19 protein-coding genes are annotated in these 22,839 nt (G+C 51.9%); 14 read left to right on the forward strand and 5 right to left on the reverse strand.

Annotated elements, in window-relative coordinates:
* Positions 1–159: 159 nt before the first annotated feature.
* Positions 160–1,041, reverse strand: a complete 882-nt coding sequence (locus tag NYE26_RS07530; protein ID WP_339254993.1) for a hypothetical protein — start codon at positions 1,039–1,041, stop codon at positions 160–162.
* A 160-nt stretch (positions 1,042–1,201) separates the two neighbouring features.
* On the opposite strand from NYE26_RS07530, the gene NYE26_RS07535 reads away from it, so the two are divergent.
* The 5 genes from NYE26_RS07535 (at position 1,202) to NYE26_RS07555 (ending at position 4,992) form a co-directional block, all read left to right on the forward strand.
* A complete protein-coding gene (locus NYE26_RS07535; protein ID WP_036721318.1) occupies positions 1,202–1,789 on the forward strand; it encodes a TetR/AcrR family transcriptional regulator in 588 nt (195 codons plus the stop codon).
* Between the two features lie 144 nt (positions 1,790–1,933).
* Complete coding sequence (locus tag NYE26_RS07540) at positions 1,934–2,377, forward strand: flavodoxin domain-containing protein (protein WP_339254994.1); 444 nt, start codon at positions 1,934–1,936, stop codon at positions 2,375–2,377.
* A gap of 66 nt (positions 2,378–2,443) precedes the next feature.
* Positions 2,444–3,361 (forward strand): AraC family transcriptional regulator, encoded by a 918-nt coding sequence (locus NYE26_RS07545; protein ID WP_339254995.1) that lies wholly within the window; start codon positions 2,444–2,446, stop codon positions 3,359–3,361.
* Between the two features lie 54 nt (positions 3,362–3,415).
* A complete protein-coding gene (locus NYE26_RS07550) occupies positions 3,416–4,348 on the forward strand; it encodes a VanZ family protein (RefSeq protein WP_339254996.1) in 933 nt (310 codons plus the stop codon).
* A gap of 38 nt (positions 4,349–4,386) precedes the next feature.
* Positions 4,387–4,992 carry a DJ-1/PfpI family protein gene (locus tag NYE26_RS07555; protein ID WP_339257389.1) on the forward strand — a complete coding sequence of 202 codons (606 nt, stop codon included), beginning with the start codon at positions 4,387–4,389 and terminating at the stop codon, positions 4,990–4,992.
* 59 nt (positions 4,993–5,051) lie between these two features.
* On the opposite strand, the gene NYE26_RS07560 is transcribed toward NYE26_RS07555, so the two are convergent.
* On the reverse strand, positions 5,052–7,466 hold the full coding sequence (locus NYE26_RS07560; RefSeq protein ID WP_339254997.1) for a transglutaminase domain-containing protein: 2,415 nt from the start codon (positions 7,464–7,466) through the stop codon (positions 5,052–5,054).
* A gap of 241 nt (positions 7,467–7,707) precedes the next feature.
* Between NYE26_RS07560 and NYE26_RS07565 the strand changes: the two genes are divergently transcribed.
* Complete coding sequence (locus NYE26_RS07565) at positions 7,708–8,277, forward strand: Uma2 family endonuclease (protein ID WP_339254998.1); 570 nt, start codon at positions 7,708–7,710, stop codon at positions 8,275–8,277.
* 176 nt (positions 8,278–8,453) lie between these two features.
* Here NYE26_RS07565 and NYE26_RS07570 read toward each other — a convergent pair whose 3' ends face one another.
* On the reverse strand, positions 8,454–9,851 hold the full coding sequence (locus NYE26_RS07570; protein ID WP_339254999.1) for a SpoVR family protein: 1,398 nt from the start codon (positions 9,849–9,851) through the stop codon (positions 8,454–8,456).
* A 94-nt stretch (positions 9,852–9,945) separates the two neighbouring features.
* Positions 9,946–10,863 carry a helix-turn-helix domain-containing protein gene (locus NYE26_RS07575; RefSeq protein ID WP_339255000.1) on the reverse strand — a complete coding sequence of 306 codons (918 nt, stop codon included), beginning with the start codon at positions 10,861–10,863 and terminating at the stop codon, positions 9,946–9,948.
* Positions 10,864–11,090: 227 nt separating this feature from the next.
* Here NYE26_RS07575 and NYE26_RS07580 point away from each other — a divergent pair, with 227 nt between their 5' ends.
* The 3 genes from NYE26_RS07580 to NYE26_RS07590 all read left to right on the forward strand — a co-directional run bounded on the left by NYE26_RS07580 (position 11,091) and on the right by NYE26_RS07590 (position 14,778).
* The gene (locus tag NYE26_RS07580) at positions 11,091–12,887 is read left to right on the forward strand and encodes a sugar-binding domain-containing protein (protein WP_339255001.1); all 1,797 of its coding nucleotides are present in this window, start codon (positions 11,091–11,093) and stop codon (positions 12,885–12,887) included.
* A 32-nt stretch (positions 12,888–12,919) separates the two neighbouring features.
* Entirely contained in the window at positions 12,920–14,038 is a 1,119-nt protein-coding gene (locus NYE26_RS07585; protein WP_339255002.1) for a glycoside hydrolase family 88 protein, read from the forward strand.
* A gap of 110 nt (positions 14,039–14,148) precedes the next feature.
* A complete protein-coding gene (locus tag NYE26_RS07590; RefSeq protein WP_339255003.1) occupies positions 14,149–14,778 on the forward strand; it encodes a hypothetical protein in 630 nt (209 codons plus the stop codon).
* Between the two features lie 266 nt (positions 14,779–15,044).
* Here the strand turns inward: NYE26_RS07590 and NYE26_RS07595 are convergent, their stop codons facing one another.
* Complete coding sequence (locus tag NYE26_RS07595; RefSeq protein WP_339255004.1) at positions 15,045–17,297, reverse strand: FAD-dependent oxidoreductase; 2,253 nt, start codon at positions 17,295–17,297, stop codon at positions 15,045–15,047.
* Positions 17,298–17,435: 138 nt separating this feature from the next.
* On the opposite strand from NYE26_RS07595, the gene NYE26_RS07600 reads away from it, so the two are divergent.
* From NYE26_RS07600 to NYE26_RS07620, 5 genes are all read left to right on the forward strand, one after another.
* Positions 17,436–18,233 (forward strand): AraC family transcriptional regulator, encoded by a 798-nt coding sequence (locus tag NYE26_RS07600; RefSeq protein ID WP_339255005.1) that lies wholly within the window; start codon positions 17,436–17,438, stop codon positions 18,231–18,233.
* Positions 18,234–18,338: 105 nt separating this feature from the next.
* Positions 18,339–19,079, forward strand: coding sequence for a GNAT family N-acetyltransferase (locus NYE26_RS07605; protein WP_339255006.1), 741 nt, complete (start codon positions 18,339–18,341; stop codon positions 19,077–19,079).
* A 57-nt stretch (positions 19,080–19,136) separates the two neighbouring features.
* Entirely contained in the window at positions 19,137–19,505 is a 369-nt protein-coding gene (locus tag NYE26_RS07610) for a hypothetical protein (protein ID WP_339255007.1), read from the forward strand.
* A gap of 264 nt (positions 19,506–19,769) precedes the next feature.
* Positions 19,770–21,335, forward strand: coding sequence for a glycoside hydrolase family 43 protein (locus NYE26_RS07615; RefSeq protein WP_339255008.1), 1,566 nt, complete (start codon positions 19,770–19,772; stop codon positions 21,333–21,335).
* 30 nt (positions 21,336–21,365) lie between these two features.
* Positions 21,366–22,817, forward strand: a complete 1,452-nt coding sequence (locus tag NYE26_RS07620) for a glycoside hydrolase family 28 protein (RefSeq protein ID WP_339255009.1) — start codon at positions 21,366–21,368, stop codon at positions 22,815–22,817.
* Positions 22,818–22,839 lie beyond the last annotated feature (22 nt).

Genomic DNA, 22,839 nt, shown 5'->3' on the forward strand with positions numbered 1-22,839 from the left:
GCCATCAGGCAGTCCTCTTGTCTATCCCGGAGCTAATTAAGACTTGTACGCTCAGCCAAAAGGGAATATCCCAGGCCATGGTGATGGCTTAGGGATATTCCCTTTAGTCTAGCGAAGCGCCTGATCGGCGAATCCGTGCGGACTGGATAACTAATTCTTCTAATCCTCCTGAGAGTCCTTAGGCTCCTGCTCCTTGCCGCCAATCTTGAAGCTTAATTGGCCGTTATATTTGCCGAGCTGTCCGCCCACGCCGATGCCTGCGCCTTCGCCGCCGCCGAACTGGGCTTTGGCCTCAGCCCCGATGCCCTTGTTGCCGCCGAGCTGAACATGAGAGTCAAAGCCTGCACCTTGACTAAGCCCCAGATGAGCACCCGCATCTGCATTCAGCCCGTGATCGCCCCCGGCCTGTGCGCCCAACTTGACATCTGCGCCTTGCCCGCCGCCGAGCTGGGCCTTGCCTTGTGCAGCCACCCCGTATTTGCCGAAGGCCTGGGCTTCGGCGTTCACTCCGAGGCCTTGCCCGTTGCCCACATGGGTATCGCCTTGCGCTTCGATCCCGTAGGAGCTGCTGCCGATATGGCCGTCTGCCTGCATGCTTGCGCCGCTGTTAGCCAGCTTTCCTCCGGCATTTATGCCGATGCTGTGTTTACCCCCTAACTCGCCTCCTACATCGACATGAATTCCCTTTCCGCCGGCCTGACTTGCCCCGGGATGGCCATCCACCGGCTTGTTCGCGGCAGCCGGATGTCCGTTTTCGAGGACCGTCTGCGGCTTGCTGGCATTCTGAATCTGCTGCCAGCCGTCCATGTTGTCCTCCGCATGGTCATTCTCGAGCTTATGTGGAGCGGCCGGAGGTTCGGAGGCCCTGACAGTCTGCGTATTCCCGGCAGTTGCGGAATTCTTAGCAATCCTCGGAGGGGTCTCCTCAGTGGACTCCGAACGTATCAGGTAGTGGTAATGCGAATAAGGGTAGGGCTGCGGCAGATGCCGATAGCCTGACGGATGAGCTGAGCTGTTCGAATCTTCGTTCCTGTTATTCATGCGGGAACCCTCCATTCTTGAAGTCATTACAATAGCCTATTCACCGAAATGGGAAGTGATTCGTGTCAGATGAATATAAAAGTGCATTGTAATGCCTTCAAGGCTATGCTACATTATGAATGAATTATATATTATTCACTCAGGCGCGGAGGGCTTACGGATGGAAGATAAGAAGGCTGAGATTTTCAGATGCGGCAAAGAGCTGTTCAGCTCCAAGGGCTTCAAGGACACCAATATTTCCGACATCACCAAAATGTGCGGATATGCCGTAGGCACGTTCTATAATTATTACGCTTCGAAAGAGAAGCTGTTCATCGATATTTATCTGCAGGAGAACGAGAAGCTGAAACGGAGTATCCTGCAATCTTCGGTCAATCTGGACGACGAGCCTGCCAAAGTGCTCAAAGAAATCATGGCGCTTAATTACAGCGGGATCAATACGAATCCAATCCTGAAGGAATGGTACAACAAAGCTCTTTTCAGCAAGCTGGAGAAGGAATTCTATGAGCATGGCGGAATAGAGGGTATTCATGAAATGATGAACAGCGGCACGCTGGAATTAATCCGGCACTGGAAGTCCAGGGGGAAAATCAGAACAGATCTGGAGGACGGGATGATTCTTGCCTTGTTCAACTCCGTGCCGTATATCGACATTCACAAGGAAGAGATCGGGGTTAGCTATTTCCCGCAGATCCTGGACTATTTGGTCGAATTTATAATGAAAGGCTTGACGGATACACAGCATTGACAAAGGTATCCGGCATCGCTTTGCTGGCGGCAGAATACACTATTAAATGTTCAGTGGATATCCTGGGCATTTTATTTTGGCTTGAAATGAATGAATTTAATTAAGTTCATTCATATTTTAAATATAACGAATTGAGGCGCCATTATGAAGACTGTCATTATTTACCGATCCGGCCGCAGCATGAACACACAGAAGATTGCAGCCGCTATGGCTGAAGTGTTGGGGGCAGATTTGGCCAAAGTGGAGGACGTTAAGCCTGAGATGCTGTCCGTATATGACCTGATTGGCCTCGGTTCAGGCATTTACGTCTCCAAAATTCACCGCAGGATGTTCAAATTCATCAAGAGAATGCCGCTCCGGGACAAAAATGTCTTTATTTTCTGCACATCCGGCTCTGGGGAATTCAAGAATCAGGCGCTGGTTGAGGCCAAACTGGCGGCCAAGGGCAGTAACGTGATCGGTGAGTTCCATTGTCCCGGGGAGTTCAGCCCGCTGGGCTTCAATCTGGATAAAAAAGGGCATCCCGATGAGCTGGATGTTGAGAAAGCCCGCCTGTTCGCAGCCGCTATATTTGACAAGATTGTCTGAAAAGCTGAGTATATAGCAAGACTGGATCAGTCCCGGAGGCCGCCATCTGCTATAATGTATGCACCTATGTATACTGAAAGGCCGGTGGAGTCACTGAATTACAGCAGAGAGATCGGGCGGAGTATTGATTATATTGAGGAGCATCTCATGGACCCGCTGACAGCGGAGCAGATTGCGGCGTATGCGGGTTATTCGCTGTACCATTTCTGCCGGATGTTCAGCCAGTCGCAGGATATGCCGGTCATGGAATATGTGCGCACCCGGAGATTGTCGCGGGCTGCCGTTGAATTGTTCAACGGGCGGAGAATTACGGAGATTGCGCTGGAATATGGCTTCGAGACACCCGGGGGCTTCGCCAAAGCCTTCCGCAAGACCTACGGCTACAGTCCCTCCCAGTATGCGGCGCGGATGAGCGGGTATCTGCGGGACAGGTTGGAGTATGAGATTAAGGCGTATATGGCAGAGCCGGTGAGGGTGGAGCGGCCTGCTTTTAACGTAGCGGGTTACGGAATTGAGACGAATGTGGAGGCGGGGAATGCTACGCAGGATGTCGCTTCTTTCTGGTATAACTATGAGGGCGATAATCTGGAGGATCAAATGTATGCGAAGCTGAATCCGCCGAAGCACGGGGAGGTCGGCTTATGTATACCGTCAGACGCTGGCGGTAATGCTGTGTATCTGCTGGGGGTTATTGTGGAGGACTTCAGTAAGGCCACTCCTGACATGCTTACGGCTGTTGTGCCTGCGGCACAGTATGCGGTATTTACGACACCACCGGTAGACGCTACCGATGAGGCGGGACCGGAGACTTTTGCTGAGGTGGTCAAGAGTACCTGGAGATATATCTTCGAGGACTGGTTCCCAGGCAGCGGCTACATGCATGACGAAGATAAACTGAACTTTGAGTTCTACGACGAACGCTGTCACGCCCGCGTGGATTCCGTGATGGAGATTTATGTCCCTGTACGGGAGCGGGTATCATGAAATCACTAACCGTTTAATTGTAATATGTGGAAAAATAGTATGAAGGAGCTAACCATGGTCAAACAACGCAAGATTCTACTAACAGTAACCGTATTGTACACGCTGCTTGTGCTTTATTTTATGTTCTTTGCTTTTGGCAGAGGAGAGGCTTCGGATCATACCGTTTACACCTTTATTTTCATGCCTGAAAACTTCCTTTTGCTGCCGTCTCCGTCTGATCTTTTTCCTCCCACCCTGATGGATTTGGTGGGTTTCGGGAACACACTTGCGTTTGTTCCTTTCGGTATATTGATTCCATGGCTGTACCGGGTCAGCTTCGTCCGGTTCATCACCTTGTTCTTCATCGCGATTCTTGTGCTTGAAACGCTCCAGGCCCTTGCCTTCCTGGGCAGCTTCGATATCAATGATGCTCTTCAGAATTCGGTTGGTGCAGCCCTCGGTTTCGGGGCGTACAAGCTTGGCTTCCGTTACCGGAGCCTCGGGCGCAATCTGGCGGCAACGGCTATAGCGGGGTTGGTCCTTTTTATAGCTTTATGGGGACTAGGCGCAGCGGTAAACAAAATAATAACTAAAGTAGAGGGGCCGTTCTCAGCGATCACGGAATGGACGGACACCTCGGGCGATTCATCCGCAGACAAACCGGACAGCATTCAAATCAACGGACAGAAGTTACCGCTCCGCTATAACCTGTATGGCGCTGAAGGCGGAGATTCCAGAACATTCACGTATAAGTCTGAGGGTCAGACGACTTTCTGCTTCACTTTCGGAAACCCCGAACCAACGGATTATTCCGGTGAGATCAGTATTACCCGGGATGGCCAGGAATTCTTGAATTATACTGGAGATTTTCAGCGTACTAATCCTGAACAGTACCCTGTAGTATACGAGATGCCGGTTGAGCCAGGGCAAGAGCTGAAGATCACGATTAAGGGCGAATTGAAAATATGGGATGTCGGGTATAAAAAGATGCAGTATATTTGGAACTGAGTGCTTAATCTTCCATTAGGAGAGGATAGGTGACGGTAATGAGAATGGCGTTTGTTCTGTTTGACGGCATGACCAGCATGGATTTTGTCGGGTTCTATGAAGCAGTGAGCTGGGTAGCGATCCTGAAGGCGAAGGAGAACGTATCCTGGACCTTCTGCGCTAACAAGGCGGAGGTGAGCGATGACCGGGGGTTGACTATCAAGGCTAATGAGATACTGCCTGATCTGGGCACATTCGATCTGGTCTTCCTCCCGGGTGGTCTTGCGACCCGGACGCTCCGCTACGATGAGGACTTCATAAGCTGGATACGGACGGCAGAAGGCGCACGTTATAAGGTGTCGGTCTGCACAGGTGCGCTGCTCTTAGGGGCAGCAGGATTCCTGGAGGGGAAAAAAGCGACCACGAACTCGTCCGCCTACGATCTGCTAGCTCCTTACTGCGGGGAAGTCATTAAAGCCCGGGCGGTCCGGGACGGCGATACCTTCACCGGAGGCGGAGTAACGGCTTCAATCGACCTTGGCCTGTACCTGATCGAGTGCTTAGTAAATACAGACACTGCGCGACAGGTGCAACAAAAACTGGAGTACCCCTATTATCAGGCAGGTAACCTGAGCGATATTTACTATCCGTATGAAGAGGAATAATGAGGGTTCAGCAAAAAAGGCAAGCCCCCGTAGCAGGGGGTTGCCTTTTTTGCTGTCCGTTATTGCCCGGCTGCGGCGTCCAATTGAACCGCAACGTAGCTTCCAAGCTCCACCATGCCTGCACTATCCAGCTTGGCCGCATCGTGTTGCTTGATGACCTCGGCGGTTTTCTGCATCAGCTCCGAGCTGTCGGTATTGCCCAGAACGCGCAGGACTACCAGCGTCTCGCCTTTCTTCAGCTGTTCGGCCAGCTTGGTCTTGTAGGCTTCCAGGGAATCTACTTCAAGTCCTTGCGTCACGTAATAATCATAGGCATTGCTGGTGGCCTTGAACAGAGGCAGCTCATGGTCCAGCCAGTAGGCCTTGTCCATCACATACTCTACATCGGAGGCTGTAGCGTCATTGGAGTTATAGAGCAGATAAGGAAGTCCGGTATTGGTGGCGTTATTGGTCGGGTCAACGTTGACCCATTCGTCGCCGATCTTCACCTTGTTCCAGGCGTGATTCACGCCGCTCATGGTTCCTGTGACGACCATCGAAGGGACCTGGACGAGATCAGAGAGCAGCTGGAAGGTATGGGCATAGCTCATGCATACGCCGACTTTTTTAACCAGAATGCCGTAGGTATTGAAAGAATCGTTATACTTCGCATCTACTGTCTTGAACTCCTGCTCCATGGCATTCTCCAGAGCAGCATCGTCATAGGCGGTGTTATCATTCAGATAATCGTAGATTGCCATCTGCTTCTCATCCGCGCTCATGCCTTCCTTGATCACAGCAGCGATTACTTTATCTGCCTCGGCAAGGATCTCCTTCTGCTTGGAGCGGATGATCTCGGCAGAATCATCGTAACTCACATTCAGTGTCAGCTTCTCATAATCGTAGCCATAGCCGCGGAAGCCGAGAATGAGCGGGTTCTGGTAGACCACCTTCTCAATTACATCGACCAGGGTACGGGCATTCTGCGCCTCCGGGAAGGCTTGCAGCGAGATTTCGGTGTCGCCGTTCATCAGGGTCAATGCGAGATATTCCTCCAGCGCAGAGTCGGCATGAATCAGGTCTGCCCGTATCGTGGTGCCCGGTACCGCCTGTTTGTTGCCTTCCTCTACCTTGCTCTTCGTATTCTCTTTTTGCTGGTCGATGACATTATCTCCAGGTTCACTGGCGTTCCCGTTATCGTTGTCGATGATGGTCGGTACGTCCGGTGCAGGCACATAATCCGTGTTATTCTGCGGCTCCACATACCCGGGATTCGCTTTGTTGCTCTGGGTGGCGGCAAGACTGGAAATATCCGCTTCGGTCAACTGCGTAACCTGGACATATCCCTTAAGTGCAGTGCCTTGAATTGTGTATGGGACATCGGTTGGGCCGGAAGCCTTAAGAGTCACAGCTCCGGTGTCGTACATCACTGTTACTGAGGCTTTGGAGCCGTCAATGAACTGGACCGGAACGGTCTTGGGCAGCTCTTTGGCATTCTTGTACAATTTCAGGTTGATGTTATCCTCAGGAGCCACAGTGCGCGGCAGACGTTTGGATAACGCTACGGTATCTGCCGAACGGCTGAACCGGGATTCTTTGTCCCCCTGAACGGCAGTGACGTAATATTCCCCTTGGACATTATTATTCTGTACGCTCGTAATCATCTCATCTACTACACCGAGCGCACCGCGTCCGTCCTTCATGAAATCGTTATACGAAGTGCCCTTCACGGTTGCAATCAGCAGCGGACGCTGATCCGCATAGCCCTGCTCGGCGCCGCTGAGCGGCTCATTGATGTTCTCCATTGTAATATGGGAGGCGCTGTAAATATTGTAGCTCTCCGCGCCCGGAACTTCATTCCATACCAGAGTCAGTCTTCCGTCAGGACTGATGTCGGCTTGCAGCGTCGGCGTGGGCAGATCCGATTTCACCGTAAACGGAATAATCACCGGCTGCTTCAGCAGAGTAGGCGACTTGGCATCCAGGTCATAGTTGAGCCGGATGTAGTAGACAGGCGCGTTCCCCCAGGAGCTGGCTCCGGTAGCGCGCAGGGAATCGGAGGGAAGGACGCCGAAGCCGAGCGGCTTGATGGAGTATACGCTTTTGCCGTCAACAAGCTGTGAATCCTCAAGGGTCCCGACCTTACTCTCCGGCAGTGCCTTGATATCAGTATGTACGGATAATGTCTTACCAATGGCTTCTGAGCCAAGATCGGTATTGAATCTGAAGATGAATTCCATATCCTGCTCCACATTATACATAGGCATGATGCCCGGACTGTGATCTGCTTCATCTGAATCATACTTCTGCTTCAGATCGTACACGGTCTGTGAAGCCTCCGGCGGAGGATTCCCCGAAGTGTTCTTCGTCTCGGCAGTTGCCGTGGCGGCCGGACTGGATGAAGGCGCTGGACTTCCTTCTTTGCTGCCCCCCATGCAGCCTGTCAGAATCACACACATGATGAGCAGCAGTATTGCCATTTGTTTCACTTTCACTAACGTCCTCTCCCGTCTGGTTTCTGTATGAGAGTAATCATGGACCATCCAGAATTACCCATTATAAATCACAGGAGATATATAACCCATTGGGATACTATTAAAACAAAATTGGGATAATTTATATTTAAGTATTTTTTGCAGCAGGGGATATGGGGGAGGGGGCGCTGAGTATTGGCGGTGATTCATGTTATAATTCACTTACACGTAATCCGCTAGGAAGCGAAGGAGGCAGATCCAAGTGTCGAATCCGGATGAGCAGAGGCAGCATTCGTATCAGGATTGGTTGTCATGGGACGGTGTATGGGAATTAATTAACGGCAAAGCCTATAATATGTCTCCAACGCCTACAGCCCTGCACCAGTATGTTATAGGAGAGCTATATTTTGCATTGCGTACGCACCTGGAAAATAAGAGCTGTCATGTGTTTGTCGCTCCGTTCGATGTGTTCTTCAGCGAGGATGATTCTGCTGCAATGCCCGATCATGTCGTCCAGCCCGATCTGTCGGTGGTCTGCTCTAAGGATCAGATTACGAAGAATGGCTGTCACGGCGCGCCCACAATGATTATCGAAGTGTTATCTCCGTCAACGGCACTCAAGGACTTCAATGAGAAGTTCAATCTGTACCAGAAGTATGGCGTCCAGGAATATTGGATCGTCGATCCCGGCAACCGCACGGTTCATGTATATGCGCTGCAGGATGGCGTGTATCAGGTGCGGGACTTATATTCGGAGCAGGATAGCGTGCGGTCGAATGTGTTTAGAGATTTTCAGATACCGCTTGGCAAGCTGTTTGACCTCCAAATCTGATACAACAAGTAGAAACGGCTTCGCCGTCCTCTTAAAGGACGGTACCGTTTCAGCGAGAAATAGAAGGATAAGTTATCATGTGCAACGTATAAATTCTTATATTTTCAAAAAAAAGCCGCAGCGTAATTGCACATAGCAACTACACTGCGGCTTATTGTGCGAAACCATACGTTTCTTTACATAAACTTCCGCTGCACCTTCTTGCCGTCATAGGTGAACAGGGCGTTTTTGTCCTCCACGACGGTCTGCAGATGCACGGTGCGGCCCCAGAGGGCGTAGATATGCGGGAGCGTGCGCTCCAGGTATTTCAGATCCAGCTCGATACTCTCATAGCGGTGGGCAATCAAGAGTTCGCCGTTCCGCTCATAATCGGCATCCTGGACGACGAGGTACGGGGAGCCGCCGTTCACCCGGGCCAGCACCAGCTGGTCGCGTACATTCTCCCAGGCTTTATCGGTGATTTTCCATTCCGGGCCTTTTTTCTCGAACACGTAGAGGTCCAGATCATTCACTAGTTCCTTCGAGAGATAGCTGCGGATGAAGGAGAGGTCGGAATCCAGCTCGCGGACCTCGAACATTTTGTCCCGGTCCCAGCGCTTCTCAATGTCCTCGAAAATCTTCAGGCCTAGGTAATACGGGTTCAGGCTCTGGCGGGAGGGCTGCACCACCGATGAATTCAGCTTGGCGTATTCGACCGTCTCTTCGGCAGTCAGGTCCAGCTCGCGCATAATCCGCTGATGCCAGTAGGAGGCCCAGCCTTCGTTCATGATCTTGGTCTCCATCTGCGGCCAGAAATAGAGCATCTCGTCATGCAGCATCGTCATGATGTCGCGCTGCCAGTCCTCCAGGGCGGTAGAGTATTGCTGAATGAACCAGACGATATCTTTTTCCGGCTCCGGGGGGAAGGTGCGCTTACCGGCGGTTTCGGGCTCTGGCGGGACGTCAGTACTCTTCTCCAGATCCCACAGTTCGCTGTAGGCATTAGGCGGACCAGATCCGCCGGGCGGGGCGTCCTTGCGCTCCTTCATCTTGGCTTCGAGCAGATGAGTCTTGCCCAGCTTGCGCGGCTGGATCAGGCTGGGATCGATATGCTCCTGGATCGCCAGCACGGAATCAATGAAGCTCTCTACGGTGTCTGTGCCATAAGTGACGGAATAATCGTTGATCCGGTCGGCGGTAGCAGCCATGCTCTCGACCATATCCCGGTTGGACATGGAGAAGCGCATATTGTTCTTGAAGAAGTCGCAGTGCGCCAGCACATGCGCGACAATCAGCTTGTTCTGCACCAGGGAGTTGCCGTCCAGCAGGAAGGCGTAGCACGGGTTAGAGTTGATGACCAGCTCATAAATTTTGCTCAGGCCAAAATCGTATTGAGCCTTCATTTTATGAAAAGTCTTGCCAAAGCTCCAGTGCCCGAACCGGGTAGGCATCCCGTACGCACCGAAGGTATAAATAATATCCGCCGGACATATCTCATAACGCATCGGATAAAAATCGAGCCCAAACCCGGAAGCAATCTCCGTGATCTCGGCAATCGACCGCTCCAGCGCTTTAATCTCATCATCACCGGGCATGCATCCATCTCTCCTTCCAGCTTGTGAACCGTTCTTCCTATGTATATGGGGGGAGGGGAGGGAGTATGATGGGCATGCTCAGCCTAAATATCCCCTATTCAGCTTCCGTATAGAATAGCTTAAGCAGAATATTCTGCGGATAATTTCCAAAGTGCTCCCCGAAGATGGTAAGTCCGCCTTTGTTTGTAGAATTCCCATCAATCCCAATCCTCAGCTTGATGAAGGGAGAGTCTTCGATCTTTAGCTCAGCGAGGGTGACCGATGATATTTTTTGACCGTCTATTCCAGTATCCTTCTTGGTGACTCTTAAATGCTTCAAAAGTCCATACTGGCTTAGTTCGTTATCCCACCAGTTTGGTGTTAATTTCCCGCGCACATCTGAAAAATTACCCGGAGCCGTCCAGGTGCCTAAAAAAACATCGTTGATATAAAAGGCGATATCACTTGGCCAATTATTGTTGGACCCAGGAAACTCTGAAGATAGCTCCAAGGATAACTCTAATAATTCTGCAGTAAAATTTCGGTTAAAATCATTCGGAATTATATATTCAACGAAGCCCTCCGCAAACCAAATTAAAGAAGCATCGATCCGGTCATTGGAGACGAAGGTCCGTTGATCGTCTAACTTGCCGATGACTTTAGTCTGGCCGGCTAACCCGCAGGTAGGGGTGACTGAGAAATTAGAATAGTATCCCAGCTTGATTTCATTCGTAATGACTTTAAAAGGAAGATGGAGCTTTTGGGGCAAGTTGAGGGCAATATGATCAACGGCAAGCACAAAACTCTTCTTTCTGTTATCGGTACCCTCCAGGTTGTCCTGGAGCTTGATGATCTTGGCGTCCTCCAGTAACCGGATATGGCGTGACACGATCGCTTTGCTTAAGTTTAGTTTTACGGCCAGCTCACTGACCGTAAGGGGTGTATGCAGCAATAGTCTAAGAATCGAAGCTCTTGTGTCCGATGCCAGTGCCTTCAGAACAGAAATACCATGATCATCGAGTTCTAAGAACATATGGACCTCCAATTGTTAACTTTTTGGTTTACAATAAACGATCTGGTTAAGCGCTGATTTTATTTAGTATACCACAAAGTTGAAAATCAGGAATAACGCTGATATAGCCTTGAAAAAACGCTTTCATCATGATAGTATTTGCTTGCTTGCGGGGGAGATTTATTGCGATACCCACAAAGAAGTTAACTTTTATTGTTGTGGACTACTAAGATAGGAGCTGAAGCTAGATGACACACAGGATGGAATATCCGCGTCCGCAGTTCGTCAGAGACGCATGGCTTAACTTAAATGGAACCTGGCAATTTGAATTTGATGACAGCAATGAGGGAGCAACGCAGCGATGGTTTGATCCAGGTGAGAGCTTCAGTCAGACCATTGAAGTTCCCTTTGCGTTTCAGACCCCTGCCAGCGGAATACACGATACCACTTTTCATGACTATGTTTGGTATAAGCGCAATTTCACCCTCAATTCGGACTGGTATCAGAAGCGTGTGATATTACATTTTGGAGCGGTAGATTATCGGGCATGGGTGTATGTGAATGGTCATTATATCGGCGTGCATGAGGGTGGACACACTTCATTTTCTTTTGATATTACGCATGCCTTAACCGGTCAGGAGGAGCAGGTCACTGTTCATGTGGAGGACCCATCAACAGACGAGACTATTCCCCGGGGCAAACAGTTCTGGTTAGAGCAGCCCGAAAGCATCTGGTATACGCGCACGAGCGGGATTTGGCAGACCGTGTGGCTGGAGGCAGTCAACCCTGTGCATATTCAGCAGGTGAAGTTTACGCCCGATCTGGATCAAGGTAGCATTGGAATAGAAGTGAAATCGGAGGGACATGGATCAGAAGAATTAGATTTGGAACTTCGTATTTCTTTTGGCGGAGAACTGGTTATTCAGGACCGGGTACGATTGTTACAGCCTATAACACGCAGAATGGTAGATCTGTTTGGTCTGAAAATATTCCGCACAAACTTTCACCGCGCCGGCTGGACATGGAGCCCGGAAGCTCCTAATTTGTTCGATGTGGAAATGAAGCTGTACGATCACGGGGTTGAGGTGGACTCTATAGAGTCGTATTTCGGCATGCGGAAGGTTCATACAGAGGATGGTATGGTCTATCTGAATAACAAACCGTATTATCAAAAGCTTGTACTGGATCAGGGGTATTGGCAGGAAGGATTACTTACGGCGCCAACGGACGACCATCTGAAGAAGGATATTGAATTAGCCAAAGAATTAGGGTTCAACGGTTGCCGTAAGCATCAGAAGGTCGAGGACCCGCGCTTTTTATACTGGGCAGATCAGATAGGGTTCCTTGTATGGGGAGAATGTGCGGCGAACGCCTCTTACAATAATGATGCTGTAGCCCGGTTAACCAAAGAATGGATTGAGATTATTGACCGTGATTTCAATCACCCCTCTATTGTGGCATGGGTTCCGCTTAACGAAAGCTGGGGCATTCCCATGGTGAAATCGGATAAGCAGCAGCAGTATCACAGCGTAGCCATGTATAGTCTGATTCATTCCTTGGATGATACCCGGTTAGTGATATCGAATGACGGATGGGAAATGACGCTGACGGACATTTGTGCGGTTCACAATTATCAGCATGGCCGGGCAGATGAGCCCGATAAGTATGAAGAATTCAAGCGGATTCTATCCACCAAGGATACGATGCTTGCATCCAATCCATCAGCCCGCAGTGTGTATGCAGACGGTTATGAGCATCGGGGAGAGCCCATCTTGTTAACTGAATTCGGCGGGATAAGCTATAAGGCTGGCGCTGACGACGGCTGGGGTTATACCAGTGCACAATCTGCAGAGGATCTTGTTCTGGAATACGGAAGAATTATGAAAGCGGTATACGCGTCGAAGATTATTTACGGATATTGTTATACACAGTTAACAGATGTGGAGCAGGAGATTAACGGCCTGGTAGCCTATGACCGGACACCCAAATGCGACCTGTCGTTAATTAAAGAAATTAACGATCAATGGCATCTGCGGACCATTTAACCGGGCTTATTTAATAATAAGGAGCTGATGAAATGATGACAAACGAACTATTGCTTCAAAAGATCGGTCTGGTCGTAGACAGGCTTATGAACCTGGGCGGCAGCGACTATGAAAAGGATAAAACCGTGGTTCAGGCCGATACCAGGGTAGGGATTGTGCAACGTGATTTCGGAATTGAAGAATGGGATTGGCCTCAGGGCGTAGGTCTTTATGGTCTTTATAAGCTGCAGAACTACTACGGCGATACGCGTTATATGGAATTTTTTCAGAATTGGGTTTCCCGTAATCTGGAGGCGGGACTGCCTTCCAAAAATATCAATACGACAGCTCCCTATTTGCCTTTGGTGCTGCTCCTGGATCAGCTTGAGCCTTCCAGCGAACTGGAAGAGCTATGCCGGGAGCATGCGGATTGGCTCATTCATGAGCTGCCCAAAACCAAAGAAGGCGGCTTCCAGCATACGGTCACTGCCATCGGCAACCGGGATGGCATTCACCTGCACAATGGACAGTTATGGATTGATACGCTCTTTATGGCGGTTCTGTTCTTGAACCAGGCCGGGCGCAAGTTCAACCGGCCAGAGTGGGGGCATGAGGCTGAACACCAGATTCTGCTCCATATCAAGTATTTGTTCGACAAGCATACCGGCTTGTTCTTCCACGGCTGGAGCTTCGAACGCAATGATAATTTCGGCAGTATCTTCTGGTGCCGCGGCAACTCCTGGTTCACGTATGGGATCGTCGATTACCTGGAAGCTTGCCAGGATTCGATTAGTCCGGGTTTCCGGCAGTTTCTGGTTGATACGTATACTGCTCAGGTCAATGCCCTGGTATCCCTCCAGGCCGCTTCCGGTCTGTGGCATACCGTCCTGCAGGACCCGTCCAGCTATGAAGAGGTATCGGGATCGGCCGCAATCGCCGCAGGGATTATCAAAGGGATTAAAGCCGGTATTCTGGATGCCTCCTATCAGGCTGCGGCAGACAAGGCCATTCAGTCGGTATGTCAAAATATTAGCGGAGACGGAACCGTGATGAATGTGTCGGCCGGAACCGGTATGGGGATGGATAAGGACCATTACAAGAACATTGCTCTCAGACCTATGGCGTACGGACAGTCCTTGGCTCTTATTGCGTTATATGAAGCTTTAAAATAAACTGCAAAAAGCCTAATCCTTGAGCAAAGGATTAGGCTTTTTTCACAATAAACTATGTTAAGATTACGTTAATTAACACTTGGATATCGACGAACGGGGAGGGATAAGTAATGACAGACTTTACAGTGATTCGAGACCTGTTCCATATTACGGAACCGTGCGGATTTGATCATGAATCGTTAACGCCGTGGATGGAACGCTACGGGCATATTCCGCAGGTGTTGCGGGCGTATTATACGGAGCTTGGGGCCCACTCTGCATTGAACGCGACTCAGGATTTTCTGGTTCAGCCTCACAATTTTCCGCGTTATATGGAAGAAGATTACTGCATCTTTTATACCGAAAATCAAGAAGCCTGCGTGTGGGGAATCCGTGCAGCGGATATGAAGCTTGATAATCCTCCCGTCTATGTGCGCAGCGGAGCCGAATGGGAGCGCCTGCGTTCGTCTGTTAAGGAATTTTTGCTGGCCATGGCCCATTTGCAGGCAGTGCTGGCGATGGAGTATAGCAGCGAAGAATATTGGGATATCGATGAGGCTGTTGCGGAGCGAATTGAGCAGAACTTTCCATCCCGCCAAGCCGATTCAGATTTGTACACGGGCGTACGTTTTTTTGGCCGGCCGGGTGAATTGATTGTGATTATGAACAACAACGGGGGCCATCTGCTATTGTTCGCGGCTGAAGATGAGGAACGACTTGATGAATTGTACAACCTTTTTGAGCAGTGGACGGAGCAGTAATCCCCGCCCCCCGCAAAAGTCCCGTATACGTCAAACAAGGGCCTGACCGCAGTCAGGCCCCGCTTAACATCCATCAAACCGTTTCCATTCTATTTGAACTGGAACCAAGTTAAATTGGCCACTGTGGTTGAATCTGACTTCACAAAAGTAACTTAACTGACCATGTTTGCCATCCATACTTGTTTTAGCTGTATTACCGAAGTCTACATTTTAAATGCTATGGCCTTCCGCTTCAAATTTCAATGTGTTAAATTTAGTCCGCTCCCTTAACCGTACACCCGCACCTCAATAATCTCCGCATACTGGCTTCCGTTAGTTGACTCAATCACGACGCGCAGGCGGCCGGTTGTCACAGCTTCGTTCAGCGTGTGTACCCGCTTGCGCTTGTGGTTGTCACGTTCCCCGGCAACTGAGGTCCATTTGCCGTCCAGGTAAGCTTCAATACGATACTCCTTAACGAGTGTTGGCAGGATTTCGTAAGGCGTAATATGATGATGCAGGTTGATCAAGTCCTCGTTGACATCGTCGTTGAAGGTAACGTGAACCTCGCGCAGAGTTACCGGCTCGTTCCAGGCCAGCTCCAGCCATTCCGGCTGACCGGAGGCCATCCGGTCAGAGGACCACATATGCGGACCGCCGTACGGGCGGAGGTAGCCGTCGATAACTTTATCCGCAGCGAAGGCGCTCGTTATCCCGGACAGGCGGAGACACGGGGCTTTGTGGTCGAATTTCTTTTTGTCCCATTGCACTACGGGTTGTGCAGGCGGATTCTCGCCAAAGTCCCGCGAGGCTGCGGGGGTCTCACTATGCCCGTAGGCGAGCATACCCGAAGCTGGCTCATCCGCCATATGCAGCGACAGTGCAGGATTGGCCTTCAAGATCACGAACGCGTTGCGCGGTGACTTCGGCTTCCACTGAACCGGGAGCTTCACCCACTGGGCGGCTCCGGCCTGAACGGGAGCTGACGCGGACTGAATCAGCGTATGGGGAATATAATTCTCGGGCCGTCCGGTCTCCCATAGCTCGACCGTCAGCTCTGCGGCTTCGGCCGCATCGATCAGCAGCTCAATTCCGTTCAGCCCCGGATCGGCCGCAACGGTGATGCCGATGTTCGCTGTGAGCGGGACGCTGAATGCGGAATGCTCCACACCGAACCGGCTCCGCTCGCTGGAAGCGCTGAGCGCAGCCTTCAGCGCCAGATCGGCATCATCCTCGTTGAGTAGCCCGAGGACGGAAGCATCCTGGCGCAGCATCGTCTGCTGCAGCTCGTTCAGGTGGGCCGCATGCAGTTCGCGCGGCGATATTCCCTTGGCGGCGCAGAGTGCCGCGCCGATACCGGCGGCCTCGCCGATGACCGCGCAGGTAGCCATGACGCGGGTCGTGCCGAACGCGACATGCGAGGCGCTGATGTCGCGGCCGGCCATCAGCAGATTGTTCACGTTCACCGAATACAGCGAACGGAACGGGATGTGATAGCTGCCGTCCGAATACATATGCTTCGAGCCTGACTCTGTAGCGTACACTCCCTGCGGCGGATGCAGGTCAATGGACCAGCCGCCGAACGCAACGCGGTCCGGGAATTCGCGCTGGGCCAGGATATCGTTCTGATTCAGGACATAATCGCCAATGAACCGGCGGTACTCCCGCTTGCCCGGAGTCGAGCCGACCCATTCCAGCGTCATGTTGTCAGCGTCGAATTTGCCGGAGTTCTTAATATAGTCCCAGATCCCGTAGATCACAGACCACAGCTCGTCGCGGATGGCCTCATTGTCATGAACAGTGTCCTGCTCGCCGCCGAATTCGATCCACCAGTAGGCGCAGCCGTTGTCGCCGCTGCGGATGATGCGGCGCTCGGCAATAGAGGTTTGTGTAATATCCTTTGCCATGGCTGGAGCGATATATTTGACCGGATGACCTGCGTCCTTGGTATAGAAGAGCAGTGTGCTGCCGAGCGTAATATCATCTGCGACCAGCGGCGCCCATTCCTCATTATATTCTTCGCGTGCTTCACGGCCCAGCCGGTACTCTGCCCCTGCCAGGAAGCCTACCAGGCCATCTCCCGTACAGTCCAGAAAGACCGCGCTTTCAAAAGTGATTCTCCGCTCCGACCCCATCATCCACCCGGTCACGGACCGGATGCTCCGCTGGCCGCTGCCATCCTCGGAAACATCGACCTCATGAACATCCGTGTTCAGAAACAGCTGGATGTTCGGCTCGGCCTTAACCGCTTCAAGCACAACCATATCCCAGAGATACGGATTGCCGTCTTTGTTGCGGTACTGGTTCTCCACGAACAGCTCGCCCATAATCCCCGTTTCACGGGCATACCGGTGGATACCGTGCGAGGTTGCACCGCATACCCATACCCGCACCTCACTGCTGGAGTTACCGCCGAGCACCGGACGGTTATTAATCAGCGCCACACGCTGGCCCAGACGGGCTGCCGCAATCGCCGCGCATACCCCTGCCAGTCCGCCGCCTACCACAGTTACATCCGTGTTGACCGTTTCACTACGCATTGTTGAACCTCTCCTTTGGTGTGTGTTAATATATCCGTAGTTTCATGATAGAATAATCAATAATCAAATGACATGCATATAATTTCTTGATTTATACACTTTATTTCATTGAATAATGCATCTGAGGGGAGTCAGAACATGCGCATGAATTGGTCGGTTCGTCCGGCAGCCCACATCTATTGGGAGCAGAAAAAACAGTTCCTGCTGGAGCACGACACCTACCCTGTGTGGACCTTATTTGCGGTGGAGCAGGGACAATTCGCTTACCGCTTCGGAGACCACGAAGGGGAAGGAGGGTCCGGGGACATCATTGTATGTCCGCCGGGGACAACCTTTTACCGGAGAACGCTTAGTCCGTTGACCTTTCATTTCATACAATTCGAATGGGAGGAAGAGGGGGGACCGGAGGACGCCGCAACGCTTGGAGGCAGATGGACTGTCAGGGATGTGGAGCGCCTGATGTCTACCTACCGCTATATGCGGAGTATCGGAAGAGGGATTCAGGAGGAACCTGGCTATAGCCGGATGAAGCATATGCTGGAGGATCTGTGGAGGCTGCTTGAAATCGAGCGCAGCAGTGCATCCGAGGAGCTGCGCTCTGGAGAGACAAGCCCGGGCCCGCTGATGCAACAGGCTAAGCAATGGCTGCTAGAGCATGCCTGTACACCTATGACCCTGCAGGAGCTGGCCGCTACCCTTGATATTACACCGGTACAATTAACGCGGCGTTTCCGTGCAGCCTATGGGATGGCCCCTTCGGACTTTGTGACCGGACTCCGGCTCAGACGGGCCTGCCAGCTCTTGGAGGACTCAAGGTTGCCCATTGAACTGATCGCCCAGCAGTGCGGTTACGAGAACGGCTTCTACCTGAGCCGGGTGTTCACGGCGAAGCTGGGATTAACGCCATCCCGGTACCGTAAGCTACACCGCGTATAATTAAAACGATTGTATATTTCAGAACATTATACTATCATGTAATTAGTTATTTATCTAATTTTATGTGAACCAAATGATTTGTTCTGTAGAAAGGATTGGACTGTAATGATAATAGATGCCAACCAAGGTAAGGATTATCCCACATTTGCGTATTCGGTATTAGACCATTATATTGCCGGGGACATCATCGTCGATAAGTCTTCGGCGCTGATCGGTACTTCTTCAGGCATTTATACAGTGGTTGGGGATGAGACAAATGATGATTTTGCACCCATGCTTATGCACGAATTCAAGCGTAGAGAGATGCTTAATCAGAGATTTACGTTATTTTCATCCTCTGAACGATGGGATCGCAGAATCAATGAGCTTTTAGGGGCGAAGCTGCAGCGGATGCCGAGGTATTCTTTTACATTCAATGAGCACCGTTTCATGCAATCGCAAAGAGTGGGTATACCGGATGGCTTCCGGCTGAACAGGACAAACAAGGAATCGCTTGAGGTGAATAGAGAGTTCGATGCAGCGTACATCCGGAAATACTGGGGATCGGTGGAGCGTTTTGCGGACAAGGGCTTCGGTTTCTTTGTTACGGAACACGATGTATTTGCTGGGGAATGTGTCTCTATATTCTCGTCCGAACAGTACGCTGAAATTGATATAGTGACGAATCCTTTGTTTAGGGGAAAGGGCGTGGCTCAATGTGTTGCCGAAGCTTTTATCCTGGAGTGCTTAGAACGTCAGATCACGCCAAGATGGGACTGTGACCTTCACAATACTGCCTCTATCCGGTTAGCGCAGAAACTACATTTTGCCGCTCCAGAGACCTATTCGCTCTATGTGAGGAAGTAAGGCTGAATTATTGTAGTAATATATGGGTATGTAGATGGAATAGGGAGGGGGAATTGCATGCTTAAGCATTGGCATAGACTGTTCTTGCTGGTTGCAGTATTCTTATTGATTGCTGGCTGCGGCCCTACGAAAGCAGATGTCATTGATCAGCTAGTGTCCAAGGAAGAGAATGTACTCCACTTGCATATGTTCTCCAATTCACGGGATTGGGATGATGAAGTAAATGAGGCGCTTAATTCCGAGCCTGCGCTTGTGGAGCATATCCCGCATGTGACTGTGCATACAGAGGAGAAGAAGCTGAAGTGGCTGGAGCTACTGGGCCTGGAAGCGAAACGGCCCGTAATTGTGATTTTTGATCATGAACAAATGGTGTATCACACAAGTGAGCCTGAACAGCTGAGAGAGTATGCTAAAACACTTGATTAATGCAATCTGATTCAGTCTGATTTATTCATTCCAGTAAGCCGTTGCCAAAGTGAATTCTGCTTCCATAATACAGCGACAGCCAGAGACGTTATCCGTCCTCTGCTGTCGCTGTTTCTGTTTGCAGGACAAGAAAGTATAAAAAACAAGAAAAAGAACATAGAAAGCGCAAGAAAATTAAACTTATCCGAACTATAATGGGTTATGCTTACCTATCGTTGATTGAGTATTTGTACATAACGCCCGTGTGAAGGAGGACTTCCGAATTTGAGAACATTCCGTAATCCGGTGCTGCCGGGCTTCTACCCTGATCCTTCGGCTATCCGTGTAGGAGAGGACTATTATCTGGTTACTTCAAGCTTTGAATTCTACCCCGGGGTTCCGGTCTTTCACAGCAGGGACCTTGTCCACTGGCGTCAACTGGGCCATGTGCTGGACCGTCCGTCCCAGCTCAATCTGGACGGAATTCTCCCGTCGAGAGGGATTTGGGCACCGACTCTCCGGTACCATCAAGGTCTCTTTTATATGATCACGACATTTGTTGATAATCACAAGCAGCCGCATAATTTCTATGTAACCACAGCTGATCCGGCGGGAGACTGGTCAGATCCGGTCTGGCTGGAGGATGCGCCCGGCATTGATCCTTCCCTGTTCTTCGATAAGGACGGCAAGGTCTACTACACTGGTAACCGGGTGCCTCCCGGGGGCCAGGATTATCCGAAGCATATGGACATCTGGCTGCAGGAGATTGATCTGGCGCAAGGCAGGCTTACCGGCCCGAAGCACAGTCTCTGGCAAGGTGCGCTGAAGACAGCGCATGCCCAGGAAGGGCCGCATCTGTATTCCATAGGAGGATGGTATTATCTGCTGATCGCTGAGGGCGGCACCGGCCATACCCATGCGGTAACGGTTGCCAGAAGCCGGAACGTGACGGGGCCTTATGAGGGGCACCGGGCCAACCCGATCCTGACCCACCGCCATCTCGGCAGGGAGTACCCCATAGTGAATACGGGTCACGGGGAACTTGTCGAGACGCAGCATGGGCAGTGGTGGATGCTCTGCCTGGCCTCCCGGACCTGCGGGGGATATTACCGCAACCTGGGCCGGGAGACCTTCCTGGCACCGGTCAAATGGGAGGACGAATGGCCGGTAGTGAATCCCGGTAAGGGCGTACTGGAGCTTGAGGGGCCAGCGCCGAATCTGCCGATGACGCAGTGGCCGCTGTTGCCGGTGCGTGATGATTTTGCTGACGGGGAGCTTAGCCCCGCCTGGAACTTCCTGCGCACGCCGCGCGGTGAATTCTGGAGCCTCAGCGAGCATCCGGGACATCTGCGGCTGCGGCTGAAGCCGGAGGTGCTGGCAGAGACCGGCAATCCGGCTTATATCGGAAGACGGCAGCAGCATCTCAGCTTCAGAGCCGCAGCGGAGATGCGCTTCCAGCCGGAGGCCGCAGGAGAGAGCGCCGGACTGGCCCTGATCCAGAATGCGGACAACCACTTCCGCTATGAACGGGTGGCAGAGGATGGCAGGCAGCTGCTGAAGCTGACTGTGCGCAGCAGAGGAGCTGAGCAATTGCTGGCCTCTGCGCCTTATCCGCTGGATACCGTACAGCTTAAGGTAGAAGCCAGGGGGCAGGATTACAGCTTTTATTATAGAGCTTCAGGATCAGACACCTGGACCGCACTGCATGAACAGGCTGACGGCCGGGTGCTGAGCACGGATTGGGCCGGAGGTTTTACAGGGGCCTATATCGGAATGTACGCCAGTGCGGGCGGAGCGCAGAGCAGCAATGTTGCGGATTACGGCTGGTTCAGCTATGAAGAGCTTGAATAGATCTTGATTAGACAGAGATGGAGGAATACGATGACTAATATACATGATTACGAAGTTTATCCAATCCCCGAGCTGCCGCAGATTCCGCAGCGGACCTTCCGTATTACAGACTACGGGGCAGAAGCTGAAGGGCTGCTCTGTACATCTGCTATACAGGATACCCTGGATGCCTGCGCAGCTGCGGGAGGAGGAACGGTGATCATCCCGCCTGGAATCTGGCGTACCGGGCCGCTGACGCTGCACAGCCGGATCAATCTGTGTGCCGAGCGGGGGGCACTGGTATGCTTTGAACCCGACTATTCGCGGTATCCCCTGCTGTTCTCCCATTACGAAGGGACTGCCGGCTGGCGGTGCCAGGCTCCGCTGGACGGAGAGGATCTGAGCGATGTAGCCATTACCGGTGAAGGCATCTTCGATGGCAGCGGTGAGGCCTGGCGTCCGGTGAAGCGCTTCAAGCGGACGGAACTGGAGTGGAATAGCCTGCTTGCCTCCGGGGGGGCCTTGGATGAACAGGGTGAGATCTGGTGGCCTTCCAAGGAAGCGCTTGCGGGAGAAGCCTGTTATCTGAGCCTGAAGAAAAAAGGCGAGACAGCAAGGGAAGCCTACCTCCCTGCCCGTGCGTATCTGCGTCCAGCGCTGCTGAGCCTGCGGAATTGCCGTAGAGTGCTGCTGGAGGGGCCGACCTTTCAGAATTCTCCTGCCTGGTGTCTGCACCCCATGGGCTGTGAGCAGGTTACGATCAGACATATTCAAGTGCGCAATCCGTGGTACTCCCAGAACGGAGACGGGCTGGATCTGGAGTCCTGTACACATGCGCTGGTCGAGCACTGCGGGTTCGATGTAGGCGACGATGCCATCTGCCTGAAATCGGGCAAGGATGAGGAGGGCCGCCGGGCAGGAAGAGCTTGCCGGTACATTACGATCCGCCATTGTACGGTCTATCACGGACATGGCGGGGTAGTGATCGGCAGTGAAATGTCGGGCGGTGTACATGCGGTCCGGGTGAACGACTGCGTGTTCATGGGTACGGACATCGGGCTGCGCTTCAAGAGTACCCGGGGAAGAGGCGGCGTAGTAGAGGATATCCGGGTAGAAAATATACAGATGTCAGGCATCGTCCATGAAGCGGTCTCCTTCCACCTGTTCTATGCCGGGGTTGAGGGGTCTGAGGGCTATGATGAGCAGGAGGTTCCGGTCACGGAGGAGACTCCGCAGTTCCGTAACATCACGCTACGGAATATGGCCTGCCACGGGGCGGCAACCGCCCTGCTGGTGAACGGGCTGCCGGAAATGCCGCTTGCTGCGCTTACGGTGGAGAATTTCAGCGCCATAAGCAGGCGGGGCATCATCCTACGCCATGCCGCAGGTCTGAAGCTGGACCGGATCAGGCTGCAGACGCAGGAGGAGCCGCAGGTACAGATGCATAAGTGCAGTGATGTTGAGCTTGTCCGTTCAGGAGAGCTGGCCATCACAGAGCATTAAGCAGAGGTACGGGGCGGAACGG

It is taken from the genome of Paenibacillus sp. FSL P2-0136 (assembly GCF_037975325.1).
GTDB lineage: Bacteria > Bacillota > Bacilli > Paenibacillales > Paenibacillaceae > Paenibacillus_AQ > Paenibacillus_AQ silagei.

What these genes read in the sequence shown, in the direction of transcription:
- NYE26_RS07545 (WP_339254995.1), top strand. Translation starts at nt 2,444, where the DNA reads ATGTATACTGAAAGGCCGGTGGAGTCACTGAATTACAGCAGAGAGATC.
- NYE26_RS07600 (WP_339255005.1), top strand. Translation starts at nt 17,436, where the DNA reads ATGCGCATGAATTGGTCGGTTCGTCCGGCAGCCCACATCTATTGGGAG.
- NYE26_RS07550 (WP_339254996.1), top strand. Translation starts at nt 3,416, where the DNA reads ATGGTCAAACAACGCAAGATTCTACTAACAGTAACCGTATTGTACACG.
- NYE26_RS07575 (WP_339255000.1), bottom strand. Translation starts at nt 10,863, where the DNA reads ATGTTCTTAGAACTCGATGATCATGGTATTTCTGTTCTGAAGGCACTG.
- NYE26_RS07595 (WP_339255004.1), bottom strand. Translation starts at nt 17,297, where the DNA reads ATGCGTAGTGAAACGGTCAACACGGATGTAACTGTGGTAGGCGGCGGA.
- NYE26_RS07620 (WP_339255009.1), top strand. Translation starts at nt 21,366, where the DNA reads ATGACTAATATACATGATTACGAAGTTTATCCAATCCCCGAGCTGCCG.
- NYE26_RS07605 (WP_339255006.1), top strand. Translation starts at nt 18,339, where the DNA reads ATGATAATAGATGCCAACCAAGGTAAGGATTATCCCACATTTGCGTAT.
- NYE26_RS07540 (WP_339254994.1), top strand. Translation starts at nt 1,934, where the DNA reads ATGAAGACTGTCATTATTTACCGATCCGGCCGCAGCATGAACACACAG.
- NYE26_RS07535 (WP_036721318.1), top strand. Translation starts at nt 1,202, where the DNA reads ATGGAAGATAAGAAGGCTGAGATTTTCAGATGCGGCAAAGAGCTGTTC.
- NYE26_RS07610 (WP_339255007.1), top strand. Translation starts at nt 19,137, where the DNA reads ATGCTTAAGCATTGGCATAGACTGTTCTTGCTGGTTGCAGTATTCTTA.
- NYE26_RS07570 (WP_339254999.1), bottom strand. Translation starts at nt 9,851, where the DNA reads ATGCCCGGTGATGATGAGATTAAAGCGCTGGAGCGGTCGATTGCCGAG.
- NYE26_RS07580 (WP_339255001.1), top strand. Translation starts at nt 11,091, where the DNA reads ATGACACACAGGATGGAATATCCGCGTCCGCAGTTCGTCAGAGACGCA.
- NYE26_RS07590 (WP_339255003.1), top strand. Translation starts at nt 14,149, where the DNA reads ATGACAGACTTTACAGTGATTCGAGACCTGTTCCATATTACGGAACCG.
- NYE26_RS07530 (WP_339254993.1), bottom strand. Translation starts at nt 1,041, where the DNA reads ATGAATAACAGGAACGAAGATTCGAACAGCTCAGCTCATCCGTCAGGC.
- NYE26_RS07585 (WP_339255002.1), top strand. Translation starts at nt 12,920, where the DNA reads ATGATGACAAACGAACTATTGCTTCAAAAGATCGGTCTGGTCGTAGAC.
- NYE26_RS07555 (WP_339257389.1), top strand. Translation starts at nt 4,387, where the DNA reads ATGAGAATGGCGTTTGTTCTGTTTGACGGCATGACCAGCATGGATTTT.